This is a genomic window from Streptomyces sp. NPDC008137, assembly GCF_042957035.1.
GTDB lineage: Bacteria > Actinomycetota > Actinomycetes > Streptomycetales > Streptomycetaceae > Streptomyces.
Genome location: NZ_JBIBHN010000001.1, coordinates 660,301 through 677,919 on the forward strand (window position 1 = coordinate 660,301; position 17,619 = coordinate 677,919).

The following is a 17,619-nucleotide window of genomic DNA, read 5'->3' on the forward strand; positions in this document are numbered from 1 at the left end:
CAGAAGAACGGAGCGCCGTGCGGGGTCATCTGAACACCGACGCGGGCGGCGCCGGGGACGCCACCGCCGCGCGGTCCGTCACGGGCACGGCGCCACCGGTGAAGTCGGTGAGCGTCCTGCCGTGCTCGACCCGGCCCGGATGCGGGTCGGAGGCGGCCCGGCGGGTCAGTTCGGCGACGGGCAGCGGATGGCCGGAGGCGACCAGGACGGCGTTCCCGAAGCGCTTGCCGCGCAGCACCGCGGGGTCGGCGACCAGCGCCAGTTCCTCGAAACGGGCGGCGGCGGTGGCGATCTGGCCGCGCAGGTGGGCCAGCGGCGGCCCGTCGGCGAGGTTGGCGGCGTAGACACCGCCGGGCCTGAGGGCCCTGCGGACATCGTCGAGGAACTCGGTCGAGGTCAGATGAGCCGGTGTCCGGGCCCCGCTGAACACATCGGTGACGACGAGATCGGCCCAGCCGTCCGGCACCTTGGCGAGGCCCTCGCGGGCATCGACGGACCGCACCCGGATCCGCGCGTTCGGATCCAACGGCAGCTCTCGGCGGACCAGTCGCACGAGGGCGGCGTCCCGTTCGACGACCTGCTGGGTGGAGCGCGGCCGGGTGGCGGCCACGTAGCGGGCGAGGGTGAAGGCTCCGCCGCCGAGGTGCACGGCGTGCACGGGCCGGCCCGGCGGGGCGGCGAGGTCGACGACGTGCCCGAGCCGGCGCTGGTACTCGAAGGACAGGTACGCGGGATCGTCCAGGTCGACGTGCGACTGCGGGGCTCCGTCGATCATCAGGGTCCAGGCACGGGCCCGGTCGCGGTCGGGGATCAGTTCGGCGCGCCCGCCGTCGACGCTCTCGACGACGGCGTCCGCGTCGGCCTGTCTGCGCCGGCCGCTCCTCGACTTGCCCATGGGGTCATTATCGGGGTCGGGCCGGCAGGCAAGGGCACCCGCCCGGGGCGGCCGCCCCGGCGCCTCAGCGGCAGCTGTCCGCCGCCTTGATCATCCGGGCGGCCTCCCCCAGGGCCTCGCGCAGTACCGCGGGGTCCGTCGCGAGCTCCGCCTCGCCGGGCGGCAGCAGCCAGTCCGAGCCCTCCACCGGCGGCTCGGGGGCCAGGGTCGTGCCGCGCCCGTCGGTCCCGGTGCAGGTACTCCCCGGCACGTCCCACGCCGCGGCCGTCCCCGGCGGCACCAGGAAGCCCAGCGTGCCGCCCCCGTCGTCGTGCAGGACGGGTCCGACCGCTTCCGCGGTGCCGCGCCGGAGGATGTCGACCGCCTCCAGCCCCTGCCGGGCCGGCACCGTCACGACGTCGCAGCTGTTCTCCATCCCGGCCTCCACCACGAAAACCCCTGCTTGGACGAGCGGTCGGAAGTCGGGGGCCTCCCGGTCCGTGGGGTTCAACGCGGTCGCCCGTCAACGGCTACGGCGGAAGTCAGCCGCAAAGGATGGCAGTTCATGGCAGATCACGTATGAGATATCCGGTTTGTAGCCAAACCCAGCGTGACGACTCCGGCACAGCAGGTACGTTCTTGCTCGCCGGACACAGGGCACGACCGTACGGACAACACGTACAAGTCTCCCCATTTCCGGCATGGTTCGACGGTTCGTACGAGAGGACCCGGCCATGGCGTCGTCAACAGTGACCTCATCCCGACCCGATCGGCCGCCACGGCCGAACCTCGCCTTCCGGCAGCTGCGCGGACAGCGCTCGCCGGCCGAGTTCGCCGCGGTGATCCGCCGGGCCGCCCTCGAGATCGGCGAGCAGGTCAGCTGTGACGCGCGGTACATCGGCCGCGTCGAGGCGGGCGAGATCCGCTGCCCCAACTACGCGTACGAACGGGTGTTCCTGCATATGTTCCCAGGCCGCACACTCACCGACCTGGGGTTCGCGCCCCGCTCGTCGGTACGCGGACGCCGGGCGCGCGACACCGAGGACGCGCCCCTGACGTGCACCACGAACCCGGCGAACGCCCCGAGTGAGACCAGCCGGGCGTGCGAGCCGTATGAAACGCGGAACCCGTACGACCCGTACCACCCGCACGACACCTACGAGGAGAGCGACGTGCTACGTCGCGCATTCATGACCAGCGGGGGCGCCACCGTGGCCGCCGCCTCGCTGGGACCCGTCGGCCTCTCCCTCGACGCCGCGGCGGCACAGCGCCCCGTCCGCCGCGCCGGGGGGAGTGACGCGGGTGCCCTGGAAGAAGCGGTCCGCCGCATCCGGCTGCTCGACGACCGGCACGGAGCCGACGGCCTCTACCGCCGCGCGGCCGCCCCGCTGCGGGCCGCCTACGCCCTGCTGGACGCCGGCGCGACCCGGCAGACCACAGCGGACCGGCTCTACTCCGGCGCCGGCGAACTGGCCATCTCCGTGGGCTGGCTGGCCCACGACTCGGGACGCTTCGACGACGCCCGCTCCCACTACGCGGAGGCGCTGGCGACCGCCCGGATGACCGGCGATCCGGGCCTGGAGGCGCACGCCTTCTGCAATACGGCGTTCCTCGCGCGCGACGCGGGCCGGCCGCGCGAGGCGGTCCGGGCGGCCCAGGCCGCGCAGCGCGTCGCCCGGCCCGTGGCCTCGGCCCGGCTGATGTCGCTGCTCGCGCTGCGCGAGGCGGGCGGCTGGGCGGGACTCGCCGACCGCGTCGGCTGCGAGCAGGCACTGGCCCGGGCGCAGGCCCTCTTCGACCGCGGCACCTCGGAGGCGGACCCCGAGTGGATGAGCTTCTACGGAGAGGCCGAACTGGAGGGCCTGGAGGCGCAGTGCTGGTCCGCGCTCGGCGACTGGCGCCGGGCGGCACGGCACGCACGGCGGGCGGCGGACCTCCAGGATCCGCACTTCACCCGGAACATCGCGCTGTACACGGCGGAACTGACGGACGACCTCGCGCGCGGCGGACGCCCCGACGAGGCGGCGGTGGCGGGGATGAAGGTGCTGGATCTGCTGGAGGAGGTCCAGTCGTCCCGCATCCAGACGATGCTGGCGGCCACGGCACGGGTGCTGCTCCCGCACCGCCGGGCCTCCGGGGTGTCGGCGTTCCTGGAGCGGCACGCGTCGGCCCCGAGGGTCACCTAGCTACCCGAGAGTGCCCGATGGCCGCCCGAGGTGCCCGATGGCTACCCGAGGTGCCCGATGTCGTTCCAGCTCTCGAGCGCCGGGTCGCCGTATGCCCAGCCCAGCACCGACAGGGACGTCGGGTTCAGCCGTATTCGGGCCGCGAAGTCGATCGGCAGGCCCAGCCACCGGGCCCCGAGGGTGCGCAGGATGTGCCCGTGGGCGAAGACCAGGACGTCGCGGTCCTCGGAGCGTGCCCAGGAGACCACCTCGTCCGCCCGGGCCGTCACCTCGGCGAGGGTCTCGCCCTCGGGGACGCCGTCACGCCAGATCAGCCAGCCCGGCCGGACGGCGTGGATGTCGGCCGGGGTCATGCCCTCGTAGGCCCCGTAGTCGACCTCCAGCAACGCGTCCCAGGCATGCGCGCGGTCGCCGAAACCGGCCAGTTCACATGTCTCACGCGCGCGTGACAGCGGGCTGGTGCGCACCTCGACGCCGGGCAGTCCGTCGTACGGCGCCCGGTGCAGGCGCTCGCCGAGCAGCTTGGCACCGCGCCTGCCCTCCTCCAGGAGGGGTACATCGGTCCTGCCGGTGTGCTTGCCGGACAGGGACCACTCGGTCTGTCCGTGCCGGGCCAGCAGGATGCGCGGAGCCATGAGGGACCTTTCCGGGAGGAAAACGCGAGCGGAACTCCTCCATCATCGCGCACCCTGGTCGCGGGCAACCCGGGGGGCGATCTCTGCGTCTTTGAGGTCCGGAGAGCGCCCCCAGGGCGCGCACACGCACCGTAAGGTGGCACGACCGACCGGCGGGGAGCCGTGACGACGAAGGGGGAGGGCGATCGGATGCCGCACACCGAGACACCGGACACCGAGGCGGCCCCTGCGCCCCGGCTGCGCTGGTGGACGGAGCTGCCGCTCATCCTGCTGGTGTACGCGTGCTACTCGGCGGGCCGGCTCCTCGTGCGGGGCGACGTCTCCGGGGCGGTCGACAACGGTCTGGCGATCCTGCGCATCGAGAAGGCGCTGTATCTCAACGCCGAGCACCCGCTCAACCGCCTCTTCACGCACGAGGCGTGGATAGGCATACCGGCGGACTTCTGGTACGCGTCGCTGCACTACCTGGTCACGCCGGCGATCCTCATATGGCTCTTCCGCTCCCGGACCGTGCGCTACCGCGCCGCGCGCACCTGGCTGTGGACGTCGACGTTCGTCGGCCTCATCGGCTTCACCCTGATGCCCACCTGCCCGCCCCGGCTCCTCGACGCGAGCCACGGCTTCGTGGACACGATGGCCCAGTACAGCTCCTACGGCTGGTGGGGCGCCGAGGCCAGCGCACCGCGCGGCATGGGCGGTATGACCAACCAGTACGCGGCCATGCCGAGTCTGCACGTCGGCTGGGCCCTGTGGTGCGGAGTGATGCTGTGGCGCTACGGCGGCACGCGCCTGGCGAAGACGGCCGCCGTCGCCTACCCGCTGATCACCACGATCGTGGTCATGGGCACCGCCAACCACTACTTCCTCGACGCGCTCGCGGGCGCGGCCGTCATGGGCGTCGGACTGCTGCTGGCGCCGCTGGTGACGCGCACGGCGGACCGGGTCCGGGCTCGGTTCCTGCCGCGGTTCGCGCCGGTCGCGGCGGGCGCGGCGGACTCCGCTTCCGCAACCACTTCCGCATCCGTTTCCGCGGCCACCTCCGCATCCGCCTCCGCCGCCACTTCCGCCGCGGGTTCCTCGGATGTCAGTGCCGGATGCCAGACTTCCGCGGGTGAGCGAATTCCACGGCAGCGCGATGCGCGGTTCGGAGCGGGAGCCGAGCCGAGTGCCTCCCCCAAGGACGCGGGGGACGGCGCTCCGGCAGCGGCTCGCTGAGCTGCGCGGGCCCGACGTACCCGCGAAGGCACTGGACGCGCGCGCTCTGGCGGCGCTGGCCGCCAACCCCGGATGTGCGCGGCGCGCGATCCTCGACGGTGCCGGGGTGAACAAGGCGGCACTGGCGAGCGCGCTGGGTGCGCCGTCGGCCTTCGGGCAGTCCCAGTTCGCGCTCACGCGGGGCAACGCGTTCGAGGCGCGGGTCAAGGCCGACGGCGGCGCGGAGCTGCTCCGGCTGGTGCACGAGAAGCTGGACCGGGCCGCCGAGCCGCCCGCCGAAGCGCGGGTGCCGGACCTGACCGCGACCGGCCCCCAGGGTCGTACGGCCCGTACGGCGCTGGAGCTGCGCGAGGCCACCGAGCATCCCGGCGCGTGGACACTGCTCGACCACCCGATGCTCGCGCTGGACGTCGCGGGCTCCCCGGCGTTCCTGGAGCCGGACGCGGTCGTGGTGCACCCGGACGGCAGCTGGACGGTCGTCGAGATCAAGTCCTTCCCGCTGCTGGACGGTTCGGCGGACCCGGCGAAGGTCGGGGCGGCGGCCCGGCAGGCTGCGGTGTACGTGCTGGCGCTGGAGGAGGTCGCGAAGCAGCTGGATCCGGCTCCGCGCGTGCGGCACCGGATTCTGCTCGTCTGCCCCCGGGACTTCTCCAATCTGCCGGCCGCGTCCGCCGTCGACGTCCGCAAGCAGCGCGCGGTGACGGCCCGCCAGCTGGCCCGGCTGACCCGGATCGAGGACATCGCCGACGAGCTCCCCGAGGGCACGTGCTTCTCCCCCGAGCTGCCCGCCGACGAGCTGACGTCCGCCGTGGAGTCGGTCCCGGCGACCTACGCGCCCGAGTGCCTGTCCGCGTGCGAGCTGGCCTTCCACTGCCGGGGCCGGTCCCGGGAGGCGGGCGCGGTGACGACGCTCGGCCGCCCGGCGCGGGCTGAACTGGGCGGCCTCGAGACGGTGGAGGACGTCCTCGCGGCGGCCCGCGGGGAGGCCGGGGACCCGAGCGACCCGGCGGTGGCGGCGCTGCGGCGGGCGGCGGCCCTGCGCGCGGAGGCCCTGGAGGCGGCGTGTCGTTGATCTCCACCCTGGCCCGGCTGGAGGCCGTCAGCACCGGTCGCGCCCAGCCCGCCGCCACCGTCCGGCACCGGCATCTCGGCGACCGGCCGCTGGTGTTCGTGCCGCTGATCACCGCCGGTGAGGCCGGTGCCCCGCTCGGCGCCCTGGTCGGCACCGACCGGGACGCACCGCGCCTCCTGGTCGTCCCGCAGCCCCGCGACCGCGACCTCAGGTTCGCGTTCCTGGCCGAACTGGCCGACGTGGTGCTGCCGTACGTCGACGCCTACGGCGAGGTCGTGGAGGCCGCCGAGCGCGCCGAGACCGACCCGGAGACCGGCAAGCGCGTCAAGGTCGAGGTCGAGCTGTGCGCGGACGCCCCGCAGCTGATCGTGCCGAGCCGCGCGGGCATCGACCTGGTGCGGCTGCTCGGACGCTCCACGCGTTTCCGGCGTACGGCGGAGCAGGACCCGGAAGCGCCCTATCCGGCGCCGCCCCGGGTGCCGTTGCTCGGGAGGTGGCTGACGCACTTCGGGGAGCGGGCCCGGGTGCCCGGCTCCGCGCTGCTGCTGGCGATGACCGACGTCCTGGGCCGGCACTGGGCGACCGGGCAGTCCACCCTGGAGGACCAGCACCTGGGGGCGCTGCTCGCCTGGATCGACCCGCCGGAGGGCCTGTCCGGCGCCGAGGCCGCGCTGCGGGCCGAGCTGGAGCGGGACGACCGGGGCCAGCTGACCTGCCCCCCGGCCGGCCCGGCCACCGACCCGGCGTTCGACAACAAGCTGCTCGCCCCGGCCATCGAGCGCTACGACCGGGCCCGCACCGCTCACGCCGTCGCCGAGGACGGCCTGGAGGCCGAGGACCGGCTCAGCTCGCTGACCGTGGCCGAGCGGGAGATCCGCGACCTGGTGCTCAGCCGCACCCGTCCCACCTGGGACGCGGTCTGGCGCGGCCTGGACCTGCTGCGGGAGCTGCCCGCGGGGGCGTATGCCGAGGAGCGGTGGACGCGCGACCGCTGGTCCTTCACCGGCCACCGCGACCGGGTCCTGGCGGGCGAACCTCCGCAGCCGCGCCGCGACGACGCGGTCACCGCGGCGAACAAGCTGGCCACGCGCGAGCGCGAACAGGCCCGGCTGGAGGCCCAGGAGGCTCTGGACGATCCGCTGGTGATGGCCGGGCGGCGGCTGTCCGGCGAGGCGTTCGCGGGCGAGGTCACCGACGTCGTGATGGCGTACAGCGAGAGCAAACGGCCGAGCCCCCGCCCCCTGGTCACGGTCCGCACGGACGACCGGCCGCATCTCGGCGAGCGGACGAAGGTGTACCGGTCGCTGGGCGGGAAGCCGCAGTCGGCGGAGTGCGTGGCGGCCGAAGCCGGGGACGAGGAGGACGGGGCGGCGTACGTCGTGCTGCGGGTCCTCGACAAGATGGGCCGCGGCAAGGAGCCCGAGCCGGGGTCGGTGCCCGAGAAGGGCGACCGGGTCTGCTTCACGCTCTTCGAGCACGAGCAGCGGGGCGGCGCGAAGCTGCCCGACCCGGAGGAGACGCCGTGGACGCACGGCGGGCCGCCGGGCGAGCCGACGCTGGAGACGGCCGACCCGGTGACCGAGGAGGATGTCCTGTGACGACGGTCTTCGACCCCGCCACCGCCGCGACACAGGCCACCGACGCGATCCTCCACGACACGCTGCACGGCACCGCGCGCGGTGTCGTCGTCGACTCCCCGCCCGGTGCCGGCAAGTCCACGCTGGTCGTCCGAGCGGCCCTGGAGCTCGCCGAGGCCGGTCACTCGTTGATGGTCGTCGCGCAGACCAACGCCCAGGTCGACGACCTCGTGCTGAGGCTCGCCGAGAAGAACCCCGAGCTGCCGGTGGGCCGGCTGCACAGCAGCGACGCCGACCCGTACGACAAGGCGCTCGACGATCTGCCGAACGTCCGCAAGTCGGCGAAGGCGGGTGACCTCGCGGGACTGGCCGTGGTGCTCTCGACGGCGGCGAAGTGGGCGCATGTGAAGGTCGACGAGCCGTGGCGGCACGCGATCGTCGACGAGGCGTACCAGATGCGCTCGGACGCGCTGCTCGCGGTGGCCGGGCTGTTCGAGCGGGCGCTGTTCGTGGGCGACCCGGGGCAGCTGGACCCGTTCGCCATCGTGGGCAGCGAGCAGTGGGCGGGCCTCGCCTACGACCCGTCGGCCTCGGCGGTGACGACCCTGCTCGCCCACAACCCGGAGCTGCCCCAGCACCGGCTGCCGGTCTCCTGGCGGCTCCCGGCCTCCGCCGCCCCCCTCGTCTCGGACGCGTTCTACCCGTTCACACCGTTCCGCAGCGGTACCGGCCCGGGCGACCGCGCCCTGTCCTTCGCCGTCCCCTCCGACGGCTCGGGCCCGGACCGGGTGATCGACGAGGCGGCCGTATCGGGCTGGGGCCTGCTGGAACTGCCCGCACGGCACACCCCGCGCACGGACCCGGAGGCGGTACGGGCGGTGGCGACGGTCGTACGGCGCCTGCTGGACCGGGGCGGAGCGGCGACGTCGGAGCGCTCGCCCGACCCGACGCCCCTCACCGCCGACCGCGTCGCCGTCGGCACGGCGCACCGGGACCAGGCGGCGGCGGTGCGTGCGGCCCTGGCCGACCTCGGCGTCACCGACGTCGTCGTGGACACGGCGAACCGGCTGCAGGGCCGCGAGTACGACGTCACGGTGGTCCTCCACCCCCTCTCCGGCCGCCCCGACGCCACGGCCTTCCACCTGGAAACGGGCCGCCTCTGCGTCCTGGCCTCCCGCCACCGGCACGCGTGCGTCGTGGTGTGCCGGGCGGGGGTGAGCGACCTGCTGGACGACTATCCGTCGACGGAGCCGGTGCAGCTGGGGACGGTGGTGAAGTTTCCTGACGGGTGGGAGGCGAATCACGCCGTGCTGGCGCACCTGGCGGAGCACCGGGTCGCGTACCGGCCGTGATCCACACACCCGCCTCCACCCACCGTTCCTGAAGGCTGAGCGGGAGCGAGCCTGATCAGCCGCACGCCCCGAACGGTCTTGGGCGCACTGGTCCCCGGCGTACTCAACCCCGAGGCGGCGACACGCATCCAGTGCGTGGTCCGATCCCGGGAGGCCAGTTCCCTGCGCGACCTGGCCAAGTGGGTACGGCCAGAGGCGACGGGGAGGCCCCGGACCATCTCTCCGGTGGAGCGGGGGCCCCGCACGCTGGCACCGTACCCGGCGTCCCAGATCGCGCGATCACGTTAAACCGCTCGGCCCAGCGCATCACAAGCCCACAAGCGGACCATCACACGATCGAGCTAACTCGACCTCCTGCACACTCCCCCGCGCGCAACTACCCACCCCGCCGCCGGCCGGAGGCGGCCGATGAATACAGCCCTGACGGGTGGGAGGCCAATCACGCGGTGCTCGCGCACCTGGCGGAACACCGGGTGGAGTGGCGCCCCTGACTCCGAGGTGTGGCGTTCGTGACGTGGCCGAACATCGCGGGTTCCGGCGGCCCCGGCGAACGCCGGGTGGTGTGCCGGCCGTACCCACTCCCGCGATGCCCACTTGCGCGCCCGCGAGACAATGGACGGTGGCCCGCTCCACCGGGAGGGCCGTGCGCGATGTACGAGGAGGAGAAGACATGGCGGAGCCCACGCCGCGTCGGAACGAACCGCGGCTACGCCCCGCGCCCCTGCTCTTCGAGCCCGCGGAGGCGGCCTCCGACCCTGAGCACTTCTTCGACCTCGAGTCGATCGACGATCCACGGGCCCTGCTGGCCCGGTCGACGGAGCTGACGCTGGCGTTCCGCGCCGCGGCGGACCGGGCCCTGGAGTTCCAGGCGATCGCGGCGGCGCAGCTGGCCGATCCCCGGCGGTTCGACCGGCTGACGACCGCGGACATCGCCGAGCGGGCCGAGTGGACCGAGGACTACGCCAAGAAGATGGTCGAGTTCGGCCGGGACCTGCTGCGGGGCGGCGTCGAGGGCCGGGGGCCCGTCGACCCGGTGTGACAGCGGAGGGCGGAGATCCGCCCCTTTCCGATCTACGTGGCATATGCCAGGCGGGCAAGATACTCCCTCCCACCCCCTCCTGTCCCGGTTTCCCGCAACCCTCGGGAACCACCTGCTCACGGCCGGTAGATGTAGATGTCATGAGCAGCGGATGGAACGCCTCCCATGTCACCCCGGACGGAGCCGCCTGGCTCGCTTCGGCAGGAACGTATCCGCGAAGCACGCTCGCCCTCTGGGCGGAGCGGCCGGACGCGCCGATCGTGCTGCCCTGCGGGGCGGTCTTCGACGTGGTCAGCGCGCCCTCGGTGTTCGGGCGGCGGATGCTCGACCGGCTGTGGGACGACGGCCCCGGCTCGGGCCCGGTCGCGGAGTTCCGCGGCCGCATGCTGCTGTTCGCCGCGCCGGGGACGGCACAGCGCCTGCCGGCGCTGCTGGGGTGGGAGGAGTGGGGCACGCTCGGCCGCGACAGCGGGGAGACCGGCCGTACGGACGCCGTACCGCCCCTGCTGTGCCACGGCACGGGCGACGCCGTGACCATCCCCGCACCGGCGGAGCCCACCACCCTCGCACCCACCGCCGCCTCGACGGAGTCCGCCTCCCCCGCCCGTCCCGTCTCCCGCTGGCTCGTCGCCCCCGACACCCGGCAGCCCTGGCTCCCGGGCCCCGAAGTCCTGCTGTGGGCGGCCGTGCGGGCGGCCCGTTCGGCGGTGCGGATTTCGATTTTTCCTCCCGCCGACCAGGGTGCTAAGGTCTACGACGTCAGCAGGCGCCGCTAGCTCAGTTGGTTAGAGCAGCTGACTCTTAATCAGCGGGTCCGGGGTTCGAGTCCCTGGCGGCGCACAGACGGTGAAAGACCCCCTCGCGAGAGCGAGGGGGTCTTTCGCGTGTCCGCGACGCCCTCAGCGGCCCACCATGATCTTCACCGTCCACGCCCCCGAAGCCGTACGCCCCTCCACCTCCACCCGCACCCCCTCCCCGGGCACCGTGAAGCTCTCGCCCAGGGCGATCGGCGCGTCCGCGAGGGGCGGGTACACCGAGTTCTCCCAGCACGCCTCGGTCCGCGGATGAGCGTCGATCACCTCGATGGGACCGCCCCCGGACTGCGCCTCGCCCCGCACCCGGTACACCAGCACCCCCTGCCGGCACGCGGCCGCGTCGTTGCCCACCGGCCCCCGCGCCTCGAAGGCGAGCACACTGTCGGGGCCCGTCCGCACCACCGCGAGCTTGGTGCCCCGCCCGAGTCCGAAGCCCGGCGCCCCGGCGGCACCCGAGACCGGCACCCCGGGCGCCGCGGCCAGCGGCTCCAGGGTCAGCCGGGCGGGCCCGGCGTCCTGCACACACCGCACCTGCCGCGGATTCAGCCAGCCCAGCTTCCACTTGTGCCAGCCGAACAGATCGGGGGCGAGTCCGAACTGGCTGCCCATCAGGTCCCAGTCGCCGACATGTGTGTCCCAGTCGCCCTTGCCGTCGGCGGGCCGGTGGTAGAGGTCGGGCAGATCGAAGACATGCCCGGTCTCGTGGGCCAGGACGAGCCGGTCCGGCGGATGCTGCTCGAACACCGTGACGACGCGGTGCAGGTCGTTGCCGTCGGCCCGCAGCGGGCTGGTGAGGTTGACGACCTTGGTCGCGTCGGAGTCCACGCCCGGCGCGTCCGGGTCGGCGACGAAGTACACGACGTCGTAGCGCGAGAAGTCGACCTCCGGGTCGGCCGCGGAGAGCGCGTCCCGCAGGTACGCGGCCCGGTGCTCGGCGCTCCAGTCGCGCTGTATGGCGTACGCCGTGGAGGGGCGCGGCATCTGGATCCAGTGGCCGAGCGGGTGCGGGCGCAGGGTGAAACGGCCGTAGGAAGCCCGTTCGAAGAATCGGGTGGTGTCCGGGAAGTGGTCGGCGGTCAGTTCCCGCGGTGTGGTCAGCGGGCGGGCGTCCGGGAAGGACAGGAAGACCATGACCGCGTCCAGGGACCGGGCCGGGCGCGGATAGGCGGCGTTCCAGGTGTCCAGGCCCTCCGAGTGGTGGGCGTCGGTGCGGGTCAGTGCGCAGGGCGCGGCCGAGTCGGGCCCTGCGGCCGAGTGGCCGGTGCCGAGGGAGGTGGCGGCGAGGGCCGACATGGTGGTGAACACGGCCGCGGTACTGCGCAGTCGGGCGCGCGAGAACTGACGCGGCACGGATACCTCCGGGTACGGTTCGCGGGACACCGCACCCAGCCTGTGATGATTTGTAGTACTGCGTCCTGTTTGCCTGCACCAGTCGGGTGAAGGAGCCGAAAGAACGCGGAAGCCGACACCCCAGAAGCACTCACGGAACGTCACAACTGGTCGGGGGCCTGAAGAAGCCGTCCAGGTGCGAGCAGAAACGATCTGGCAGAAGGGCCCGTTGGCCGGGAACACTGGACACCGGCTGGAAGGCCCTGGGGCCAGCCTCTATGATCGGCACACTTTCCTGACCTTTCCTGCACGGACAGAGATCGAATACATGCGGGAGCGAGCGGTGAGCGGAACCTCCGAAGGGCCCATGCCCGCGGCAGACCTCGACCGACCGGTCGTCACAGAGAGTGAGATCGACACGCCCCCTCGTACCGAGAAGCCCCCTGCCGAGCACCCCCGTACCGAGCACCTGTCGCAGTCGCCCTATCGCTCGGTCTTCACGGCCGCCCCGCTCCCCATGGCCGTCGTGGACCGCGAGGGCATGGTCGTCAGCGCCAACGAGTCACTCGCCGCGCTGCTCGGCACCGCCCCGGACGGACTCGCCGGGGCGGTCGCCGCCGATCTGGTCGACCTCACCTCCGACGCCCGCACCTGGCACGCCTACCGCGAGGTGCTGCGCGGCCGGCAGTCCCGGCTGCGCTGCACCCGCCGCCTCAAGCACCCCGACGGGCACTCGCTGTGGGTGCAGGTGACGGTCGCCCCGCTGCCCGCCGAGGACCGGGGCGTGCTGATGTCCGTCGCCGACATCAGCTCCCGCCGGGAACTCCAGGCCCGGCTGCGGCACTTGCAGATGCACGACGCGGTGACCCGGCTGCCCAACCGCACCCTGTTCTTCGAACGCCTGTCGGCCGCACTGGAGGCCGAGTCGTACGAGCAGAGCGGCACGGGCCGGATCGGGCTGTGCTATCTGGACCTGGACGGTTTCAAGGCCATCAACGACACCCTCGGCCACCGCGTCGGCGACCGGCTGCTGGCCGCCGTCGCCGAGCGCCTGATGCGCTGCGCGGACGAGACCGGTTTCGCCCGCGCCAGCACCCCGCTGGTGGCCCGGCTCGGCGGCGACGAGTTCGCGCTGCTCGTCGAGGACTCCACGGGCACCGAACAACTGGCCGAGCTGGCCGAAGCCGTACTGCGGGCGATCCAGGACCCCTTCGACATCTCCGGCCAGCGGCTGTCGGTGTCGGCGTCGATCGGGGTGGTGGAGCGGCACGCGGCCGGCACCACTCCCACCGCCCTGGTGCAGGCGGCGGACACGACGCTGTACTGGGCGAAGGCCGACGGCAAGGCCCGCTGGACGCTGTTCGACCCGGAGCGCAACGCCCACCGCATGACCCGCCAGGCCCTCGCCTCCACGCTCCGGCCCGCCATCGACCGGGGCGAGTTCCGGCTGGAGTACCAGCCACTGGTCGGCATGGACGACGACCGGCTGCACGGGGTCGAGGCGCTCATCCGCTGGAATCATCCTCAGTTCGGCGTACTGACGCCGAATCGGTTCATCGGACTTGCGGAGGAGGACGGTTCGATCGTCCCGCTGGGGCGCTGGGTACTGCGTACGGCCTGCCGGCAGGCCCGCCGCTGGCAGCGGGAGCACCCCGACGAGCCGCCGATCTTCGTCAGCGTCAATGTGGCGGTCCGCCAGGTCTGGGACTCGGACCTGGTGGCGGACGTGGCCGAGACCCTGGCCGAGACGGGCCTCGCGCCGCACCTGCTCCAGCTGGAGCTGACCGAGTCGGCGGTGATGGGCTCGGGCGGGCGGCCGTTGCAGGCGCTGAAGGCGCTCAGCGACATGGGCGTGCGCATCGCCATCGACGACTTCGGCACGGGTTACTCGAACCTCGCCTACCTGAGCCGGCTGCCGGTCTCGGTGCTGAAGCTTGACGGTTCCTTCGTACGGGGCTTCCAGTACGACGACCGGGACGCGGCCGCCCGTCCGAACCCCGCCGACGAGGTCGTGGTCGAGGCGATGATCCAGCTCGCGCACCGGCTCGGGCTGACCGTGACGGCCGAGTGCGTGGAAACCTCGGCCCAGGCGGTCCGGCTGCGGCGCATCGGCTGCGACACCGGACAGGGCTGGCTGTACTCCCGCCCGGTGTCGCCGGACCGTATCTCCGAGCTGCTGGGCACGCCGGACGTTCAGGCGGGAGTCGGCAACCCGTAGGCGTCGGCGATGAGTTCGTAGGAGCGGACGCGGACGTCACCGCCGTGCGCGTTGGCCGTGATCATCAGCTCGTCGGCGCCGGTGCGCTTGGCGAGGTCGTCGAGGCCGGAGCGGACCTCGTCCGGGGTGCCGTGGATGACGTTGGCGTTCCAGGAGTCGACGAAGTCGCGCTCCATGGGGCTGAACTCGTAGGCCGCCGCCTCCTCGGGGCTGGGCACGAGGCCGGGGCGGCCGGTGCGCAGCCGGACCATGCTGAGGGCCGCGGCCAGCACCTGCCGGCGGGCCTCCTGCTCCTCGTCGGCGGCGAGCGCGGAGACGCCGATGAGGGCGTACGGCCGGTCCAGCACGGCGGACGGCTGGAAGGACTCCCGGTACAGGTCCAGGGCCGGGACGGTGTTCTGCGCCGAGAAGTGGTGCGCGAAGGCGAAGGGCAGCCCGAGGACGCCGGCGAGGCGGGCGCTGAAGCCGGAGGAGCCGAGCAGCCAGACCGGCGGCCGGTGCGGGGACTGGACGCCGCCGGGGCTGGTCGCCTGGACCGGGCCCGGTACGGCGTGGATACGGCGGTAGCGGTGCCCGTCGGGGAAGTCGTCGTCGAGGAAGCGGGTCAGCTCGGCGAGTTGCTCGGGGAAGTCGTCGGCTCCCTCGTTCAGCCGGTCCGTGCGGCGCAGGGCGGCGGCCGTGGCGCCGTCCGTGCCGGGGGCGCGGCCGAGGCCGAGGTCGATCCGGCCCGGGGCCATCGCCTCCAGCGTGCCGAACTGCTCCGCGATCACCAGCGGGGCGTGGTTGGGCAGCATCACGCCGCCCGAGCCGAGCCGGACGCGGTCGGTGTGGGCGGCGAGGTGGGCCAGGATCACGGCGGGGGACGACGAGGCGACGCCCGGCATGGAGTGGTGCTCGGCGACCCAGTAGCGGTGGAACCCGCGGGCCTCCGCGAGACGGGCCAGCTCGACGCTGGTGCGCAGCGCGTCGGAGGCGGTACGGCCGGCCCCCACGGTGACCAGGTCCAGTACGGAGAGGGGGACGGGGGAGCTGCCCTGTGCGGCGCCGCGTATCCCGTCACCGGGTGCCTTCTCGCCGGGCGTCTCGCCGCCGGGTGTCACGTCTGCCGCCACGGTGGGGTGCCTCCTGCTGTGGGCCGTGTGCTGTCGTTCCGGCCCTAACAGGGGACTGTCTCCGGTTATTCCCCCGCGACGTCAGGCGGCCTGCGCCCAGTCGCTCCGCGCTCCGTCGCGCGGAGGTCGCCGCCTGGCCTTCTCGCGAGCCCGCAGGGCGATCCACGCGAGGGCGGCTCCAGCGGCCAGCCACCACGGCAGGGGCCACGCGGCGCCCCACCAGCCGGAGTGCGGGTGCAGGACGGCGTCCAGCGCGGCGGCGACCATGGCCAGGGCCAGACTCCAGCACAGCAGGCGGCCGGCGAGCTGGACAGCGCTTACAGGAGATCTGAGTGGGCCCGTTTCGGCCATCGGGGACCGTCCTTCACGGCACGACCGGCTGCGGATGTGGCCAGTGTGCACGGGAGGGGCAGCAGAAGGGGAACGCGCTTTCGGTCAACTCAAGTGGCGTACAACACACCGGAGGTGAACGTTCCTCACTTTCTGACGACCCACTTACTCCGTTACATCCCGATATGCCCCAATAAAGCGGTGGGACCGATTCCGGCCCCCTGCCCGGCGACCGCGCCGGGCAGGGGGCCGCCTCTCACGCCTGGACGATCGGCTCCCTCGTGAACAGCGCCCCCAGCTCCGGCGCGTTCACCCTGCGGTCGGCCAGGCGCAGGCACTCCCAGACCGTGACCTGGTTGGCGGTGAGGATCGGCTTGCCGAGTTCCTTCTCCAGGGCCGGGATGTGCGCGGCCGTGTGCAGGGCCGTGTCGGGGAGGAGGAGGGCCTCGGCGTCGGGATGGTCGGAGTTCCGGGCCAGGGCGAGGAGTTCGGCCTCGCCCCAGGTGCCGACCTCGGCGGCCGTGATGATGCCGGAGCTGTTGACCGACACGACCTCCACGCCGTCCGAGCGGAGGAACCGGGCGAAGAGCTGGGCCACGTCGTCCGGGTACGTCGCGCCGATCGCGACCCGTCGCGCACCCAGCTCCTTCACGGCGTGGGCGAAGGCGAAGGACGTCGAGGAGGCGGGCATGCCGGCCGTCTGCGCCAGGGAGCGGACCTGCTCCTGGGCGCCGTCCCAGCCGTAGACGAAGCTGCCGCTGGTGCAGGCCCAGACGACCGCTTCCGCGCCGGCGTGGCGGAGTTCCTGGACGCCCGCCGCGAGCCGCCCGGCGGAGCCCATCTCCAGCAGCGCGTCCACCCGGTGCGCGTCCTCACCGATATCGGTGTGCACCAGGTCCACCCGGATGTCGCTGCCCAGCAACTGCTCGATGCGCGGATAGTCGTCCTCGGCCGAGTGGCCCGGGTAGAGAAATCCCAGTGCTGTCATGTCCAGCCTTCCTGCTGCTGCTCTTCTTCCGGCACTACTGGGCCGGGGTCCACCCCCGGCGATCCGAGACCGGCACGCGCCTCCGGATTGATCAGCGCTTGATACGGTCCCACCGCACGGGTACCCAGCCGGCGCAGCGCAGCCCACATCGTCACTTGGTTGGCCGAGATCACCGGGATCCGCAGCTCGGCCTCCAGCTGCGGGATGACGTCGTAGGTGGGCAGGTTGGTACAGCTGATGAACAGGGCGTCGGCGTCGCCCCGTACGGCCTCCCGCGCCATGTCCACCACCTCCCGGTAGGGGACCTTCCAGATGTGCCGGGTCAGGCCCATGAAGGCACACCCGGAGATCGAGACGCCCGCCTGGGCGACGTACGCCTCCAGCGACTGGGTCACCGACACCGTGTACGGCGTCACCAGCGCCACCCGCCGCACGTCCAGCTCCACCAGGGCCTCCAGCAGCCCGCCCGACGTGGTGATCGCCGGTACGGCACCGGCCCGGCTCATCGCCTCGCACATCGCGCGCTCGCCCATGACGCCGCCGACGAAGCTGCCCGACGTACAGGCGTAGGCGATGACCTCGGGGGCGACCGCGTTGATGGTGCGGACCGCCTCGCTCAGCGTCTCGTGCTCGCTGACCAGGCGGGCGAGATCGAGGCTCACCTCGACCGGCACGAACGGTGTTCGTGTCATATGGAGGGAGACCTCGTCCGGCACCCAGCGCCACAGCTCGCGGTCGAGTGCGAAGTCGAAGGGGGCGACGACGCCGACCCCGCGCTGCGGGCTGGGCCCGCCGAGAAATGAGACGTCCATGCCAGGCACCGGCCTCACGCTGGGCAACTAGTGTGCAACGGATCGTGGGAACGCCCGTGTTGACG

16 protein-coding genes and 1 tRNA gene are annotated in these 17,619 nt (G+C 73.0%); 9 read left to right on the forward strand and 8 right to left on the reverse strand.

From position 1 onward, the window contains the following. Window positions 1-25: 25 nt before the first annotated feature. Together ACFZBT_RS02790 and ACFZBT_RS02795 are read right to left on the reverse strand one after the other, a co-directional pair. Window positions 26-895, reverse strand: a complete 870-nt coding sequence (locus ACFZBT_RS02790) for a fused MFS/spermidine synthase (protein WP_391097771.1) — start codon at window positions 893-895, stop codon at window positions 26-28. Window positions 896-959: 64 nt separating this feature from the next. Next, complete coding sequence (locus ACFZBT_RS02795) at window positions 960-1,310, reverse strand: hypothetical protein (RefSeq protein ID WP_391097772.1); 351 nt, start codon at window positions 1,308-1,310, stop codon at window positions 960-962. A gap of 298 nt (window positions 1,311-1,608) precedes the next feature. On the opposite strand from ACFZBT_RS02795, the gene ACFZBT_RS02800 reads away from it, so the two are divergent. Further along, complete coding sequence (locus tag ACFZBT_RS02800) at window positions 1,609-3,060, forward strand: hypothetical protein (protein WP_391097773.1); 1,452 nt, start codon at window positions 1,609-1,611, stop codon at window positions 3,058-3,060. 41 nt (window positions 3,061-3,101) lie between these two features. Here the strand turns inward: ACFZBT_RS02800 and ACFZBT_RS02805 are convergent, their stop codons facing one another. Next, window positions 3,102-3,695 (reverse strand): histidine phosphatase family protein, encoded by a 594-nt coding sequence (locus ACFZBT_RS02805; protein ID WP_391097774.1) that lies wholly within the window; start codon window positions 3,693-3,695, stop codon window positions 3,102-3,104. A 189-nt stretch (window positions 3,696-3,884) separates the two neighbouring features. On the opposite strand from ACFZBT_RS02805, the gene ACFZBT_RS02810 reads away from it, so the two are divergent. The 7 genes from ACFZBT_RS02810 (at window position 3,885) to ACFZBT_RS02840 (ending at window position 10,790) form a co-directional block, all read left to right on the forward strand. Continuing rightward, window positions 3,885-4,910: a phosphatase PAP2 family protein gene (locus tag ACFZBT_RS02810; RefSeq protein WP_391097874.1), complete on the forward strand. Its 1,026-nt coding sequence runs from the start codon at window positions 3,885-3,887 to the stop codon at window positions 4,908-4,910. After that, window positions 4,861-5,982, forward strand: coding sequence for a hypothetical protein (locus ACFZBT_RS02815; RefSeq protein WP_391097875.1), 1,122 nt, complete (start codon window positions 4,861-4,863; stop codon window positions 5,980-5,982). Before ACFZBT_RS02810 ends, ACFZBT_RS02815 begins: the two co-directional genes overlap by 50 nt. Then, window positions 5,973-7,580, forward strand: a complete 1,608-nt coding sequence (locus tag ACFZBT_RS02820) for a hypothetical protein (protein ID WP_391097775.1) — start codon at window positions 5,973-5,975, stop codon at window positions 7,578-7,580. The genes ACFZBT_RS02815 and ACFZBT_RS02820 overlap by 10 nt, the downstream gene beginning before the upstream one ends. Continuing rightward, a complete protein-coding gene (locus ACFZBT_RS02825) occupies window positions 7,577-8,911 on the forward strand; it encodes an AAA family ATPase (RefSeq protein ID WP_391097776.1) in 1,335 nt (444 codons plus the stop codon). The genes ACFZBT_RS02820 and ACFZBT_RS02825 overlap by 4 nt, the downstream gene beginning before the upstream one ends. Before the next feature lie 670 nt (window positions 8,912-9,581). Further along, window positions 9,582-9,950 carry a hypothetical protein gene (locus ACFZBT_RS02830; protein WP_031107874.1) on the forward strand — a complete coding sequence of 123 codons (369 nt, stop codon included), beginning with the start codon at window positions 9,582-9,584 and terminating at the stop codon, window positions 9,948-9,950. Window positions 9,951-10,090: 140 nt separating this feature from the next. Beyond that, on the forward strand, window positions 10,091-10,726 hold the full coding sequence (locus ACFZBT_RS02835; protein ID WP_391097777.1) for a bifunctional DNA primase/polymerase: 636 nt from the start codon (window positions 10,091-10,093) through the stop codon (window positions 10,724-10,726). Further along, window positions 10,717-10,790 (forward strand) — tRNA-Lys (locus tag ACFZBT_RS02840). Before ACFZBT_RS02835 ends, ACFZBT_RS02840 begins: the two co-directional genes overlap by 10 nt. A 59-nt stretch (window positions 10,791-10,849) precedes the next feature. On the opposite strand, the gene ACFZBT_RS02845 is transcribed toward ACFZBT_RS02840, so the two are convergent. Continuing rightward, on the reverse strand, window positions 10,850-12,145 hold the full coding sequence (locus ACFZBT_RS02845) for a M6 family metalloprotease domain-containing protein (protein WP_391097778.1): 1,296 nt from the start codon (window positions 12,143-12,145) through the stop codon (window positions 10,850-10,852). Between the two features lie 277 nt (window positions 12,146-12,422). Between ACFZBT_RS02845 and ACFZBT_RS02850 the strand changes: the two genes are divergently transcribed. Next, complete coding sequence (locus ACFZBT_RS02850) at window positions 12,423-14,312, forward strand: EAL domain-containing protein (RefSeq protein ID WP_391097779.1); 1,890 nt, start codon at window positions 12,423-12,425, stop codon at window positions 14,310-14,312. On the opposite strand, the gene ACFZBT_RS02855 is transcribed toward ACFZBT_RS02850, so the two are convergent. The 4 genes from ACFZBT_RS02855 to ACFZBT_RS02870 form a co-directional block, all read right to left on the reverse strand. Then, window positions 14,288-15,424, reverse strand: coding sequence for an MsnO8 family LLM class oxidoreductase (locus tag ACFZBT_RS02855; RefSeq protein WP_391097780.1), 1,137 nt, complete (start codon window positions 15,422-15,424; stop codon window positions 14,288-14,290). The genes ACFZBT_RS02850 and ACFZBT_RS02855 overlap by 25 nt on opposite strands. 81 nt (window positions 15,425-15,505) lie before the next feature. Then, window positions 15,506-15,775 carry a hypothetical protein gene (locus tag ACFZBT_RS02860; RefSeq protein WP_391097781.1) on the reverse strand — a complete coding sequence of 90 codons (270 nt, stop codon included), beginning with the start codon at window positions 15,773-15,775 and terminating at the stop codon, window positions 15,506-15,508. Between the two features lie 235 nt (window positions 15,776-16,010). Then, the gene (locus ACFZBT_RS02865) at window positions 16,011-16,742 is read right to left on the reverse strand and encodes an aspartate/glutamate racemase family protein (RefSeq protein ID WP_391097782.1); all 732 of its coding nucleotides are present in this window, start codon (window positions 16,740-16,742) and stop codon (window positions 16,011-16,013) included. Continuing rightward, entirely contained in the window at window positions 16,739-17,554 is an 816-nt protein-coding gene (locus ACFZBT_RS02870) for a decarboxylase (protein WP_391097783.1), read from the reverse strand. Before ACFZBT_RS02870 ends, ACFZBT_RS02865 begins: the two co-directional genes overlap by 4 nt. Between the last annotated feature and the right edge of the window lie 65 nt (window positions 17,555-17,619).

What these genes read in the sequence shown, in the direction of transcription:
- ACFZBT_RS02790 (WP_391097771.1), bottom strand. Translation starts at nt 895, where the DNA reads ATGGGCAAGTCGAGGAGCGGCCGGCGCAGACAGGCCGACGCGGACGCC.
- ACFZBT_RS02795 (WP_391097772.1), bottom strand. Translation starts at nt 1,310, where the DNA reads ATGGAGAACAGCTGCGACGTCGTGACGGTGCCGGCCCGGCAGGGGCTG.
- ACFZBT_RS02800 (WP_391097773.1), top strand. Translation starts at nt 1,609, where the DNA reads ATGGCGTCGTCAACAGTGACCTCATCCCGACCCGATCGGCCGCCACGG.
- ACFZBT_RS02805 (WP_391097774.1), bottom strand. Translation starts at nt 3,695, where the DNA reads ATGGCTCCGCGCATCCTGCTGGCCCGGCACGGACAGACCGAGTGGTCC.
- ACFZBT_RS02810 (WP_391097874.1), top strand. Translation starts at nt 3,885, where the DNA reads ATGCCGCACACCGAGACACCGGACACCGAGGCGGCCCCTGCGCCCCGG.
- ACFZBT_RS02830 (WP_031107874.1), top strand. Translation starts at nt 9,582, where the DNA reads ATGGCGGAGCCCACGCCGCGTCGGAACGAACCGCGGCTACGCCCCGCG.
- ACFZBT_RS02835 (WP_391097777.1), top strand. Translation starts at nt 10,091, where the DNA reads ATGAGCAGCGGATGGAACGCCTCCCATGTCACCCCGGACGGAGCCGCC.
- ACFZBT_RS02850 (WP_391097779.1), top strand. Translation starts at nt 12,423, where the DNA reads ATGCGGGAGCGAGCGGTGAGCGGAACCTCCGAAGGGCCCATGCCCGCG.
- ACFZBT_RS02860 (WP_391097781.1), bottom strand. Translation starts at nt 15,775, where the DNA reads ATGGCCGAAACGGGCCCACTCAGATCTCCTGTAAGCGCTGTCCAGCTC.
- ACFZBT_RS02865 (WP_391097782.1), bottom strand. Translation starts at nt 16,742, where the DNA reads ATGACAGCACTGGGATTTCTCTACCCGGGCCACTCGGCCGAGGACGAC.
- ACFZBT_RS02870 (WP_391097783.1), bottom strand. Translation starts at nt 17,554, where the DNA reads ATGGACGTCTCATTTCTCGGCGGGCCCAGCCCGCAGCGCGGGGTCGGC.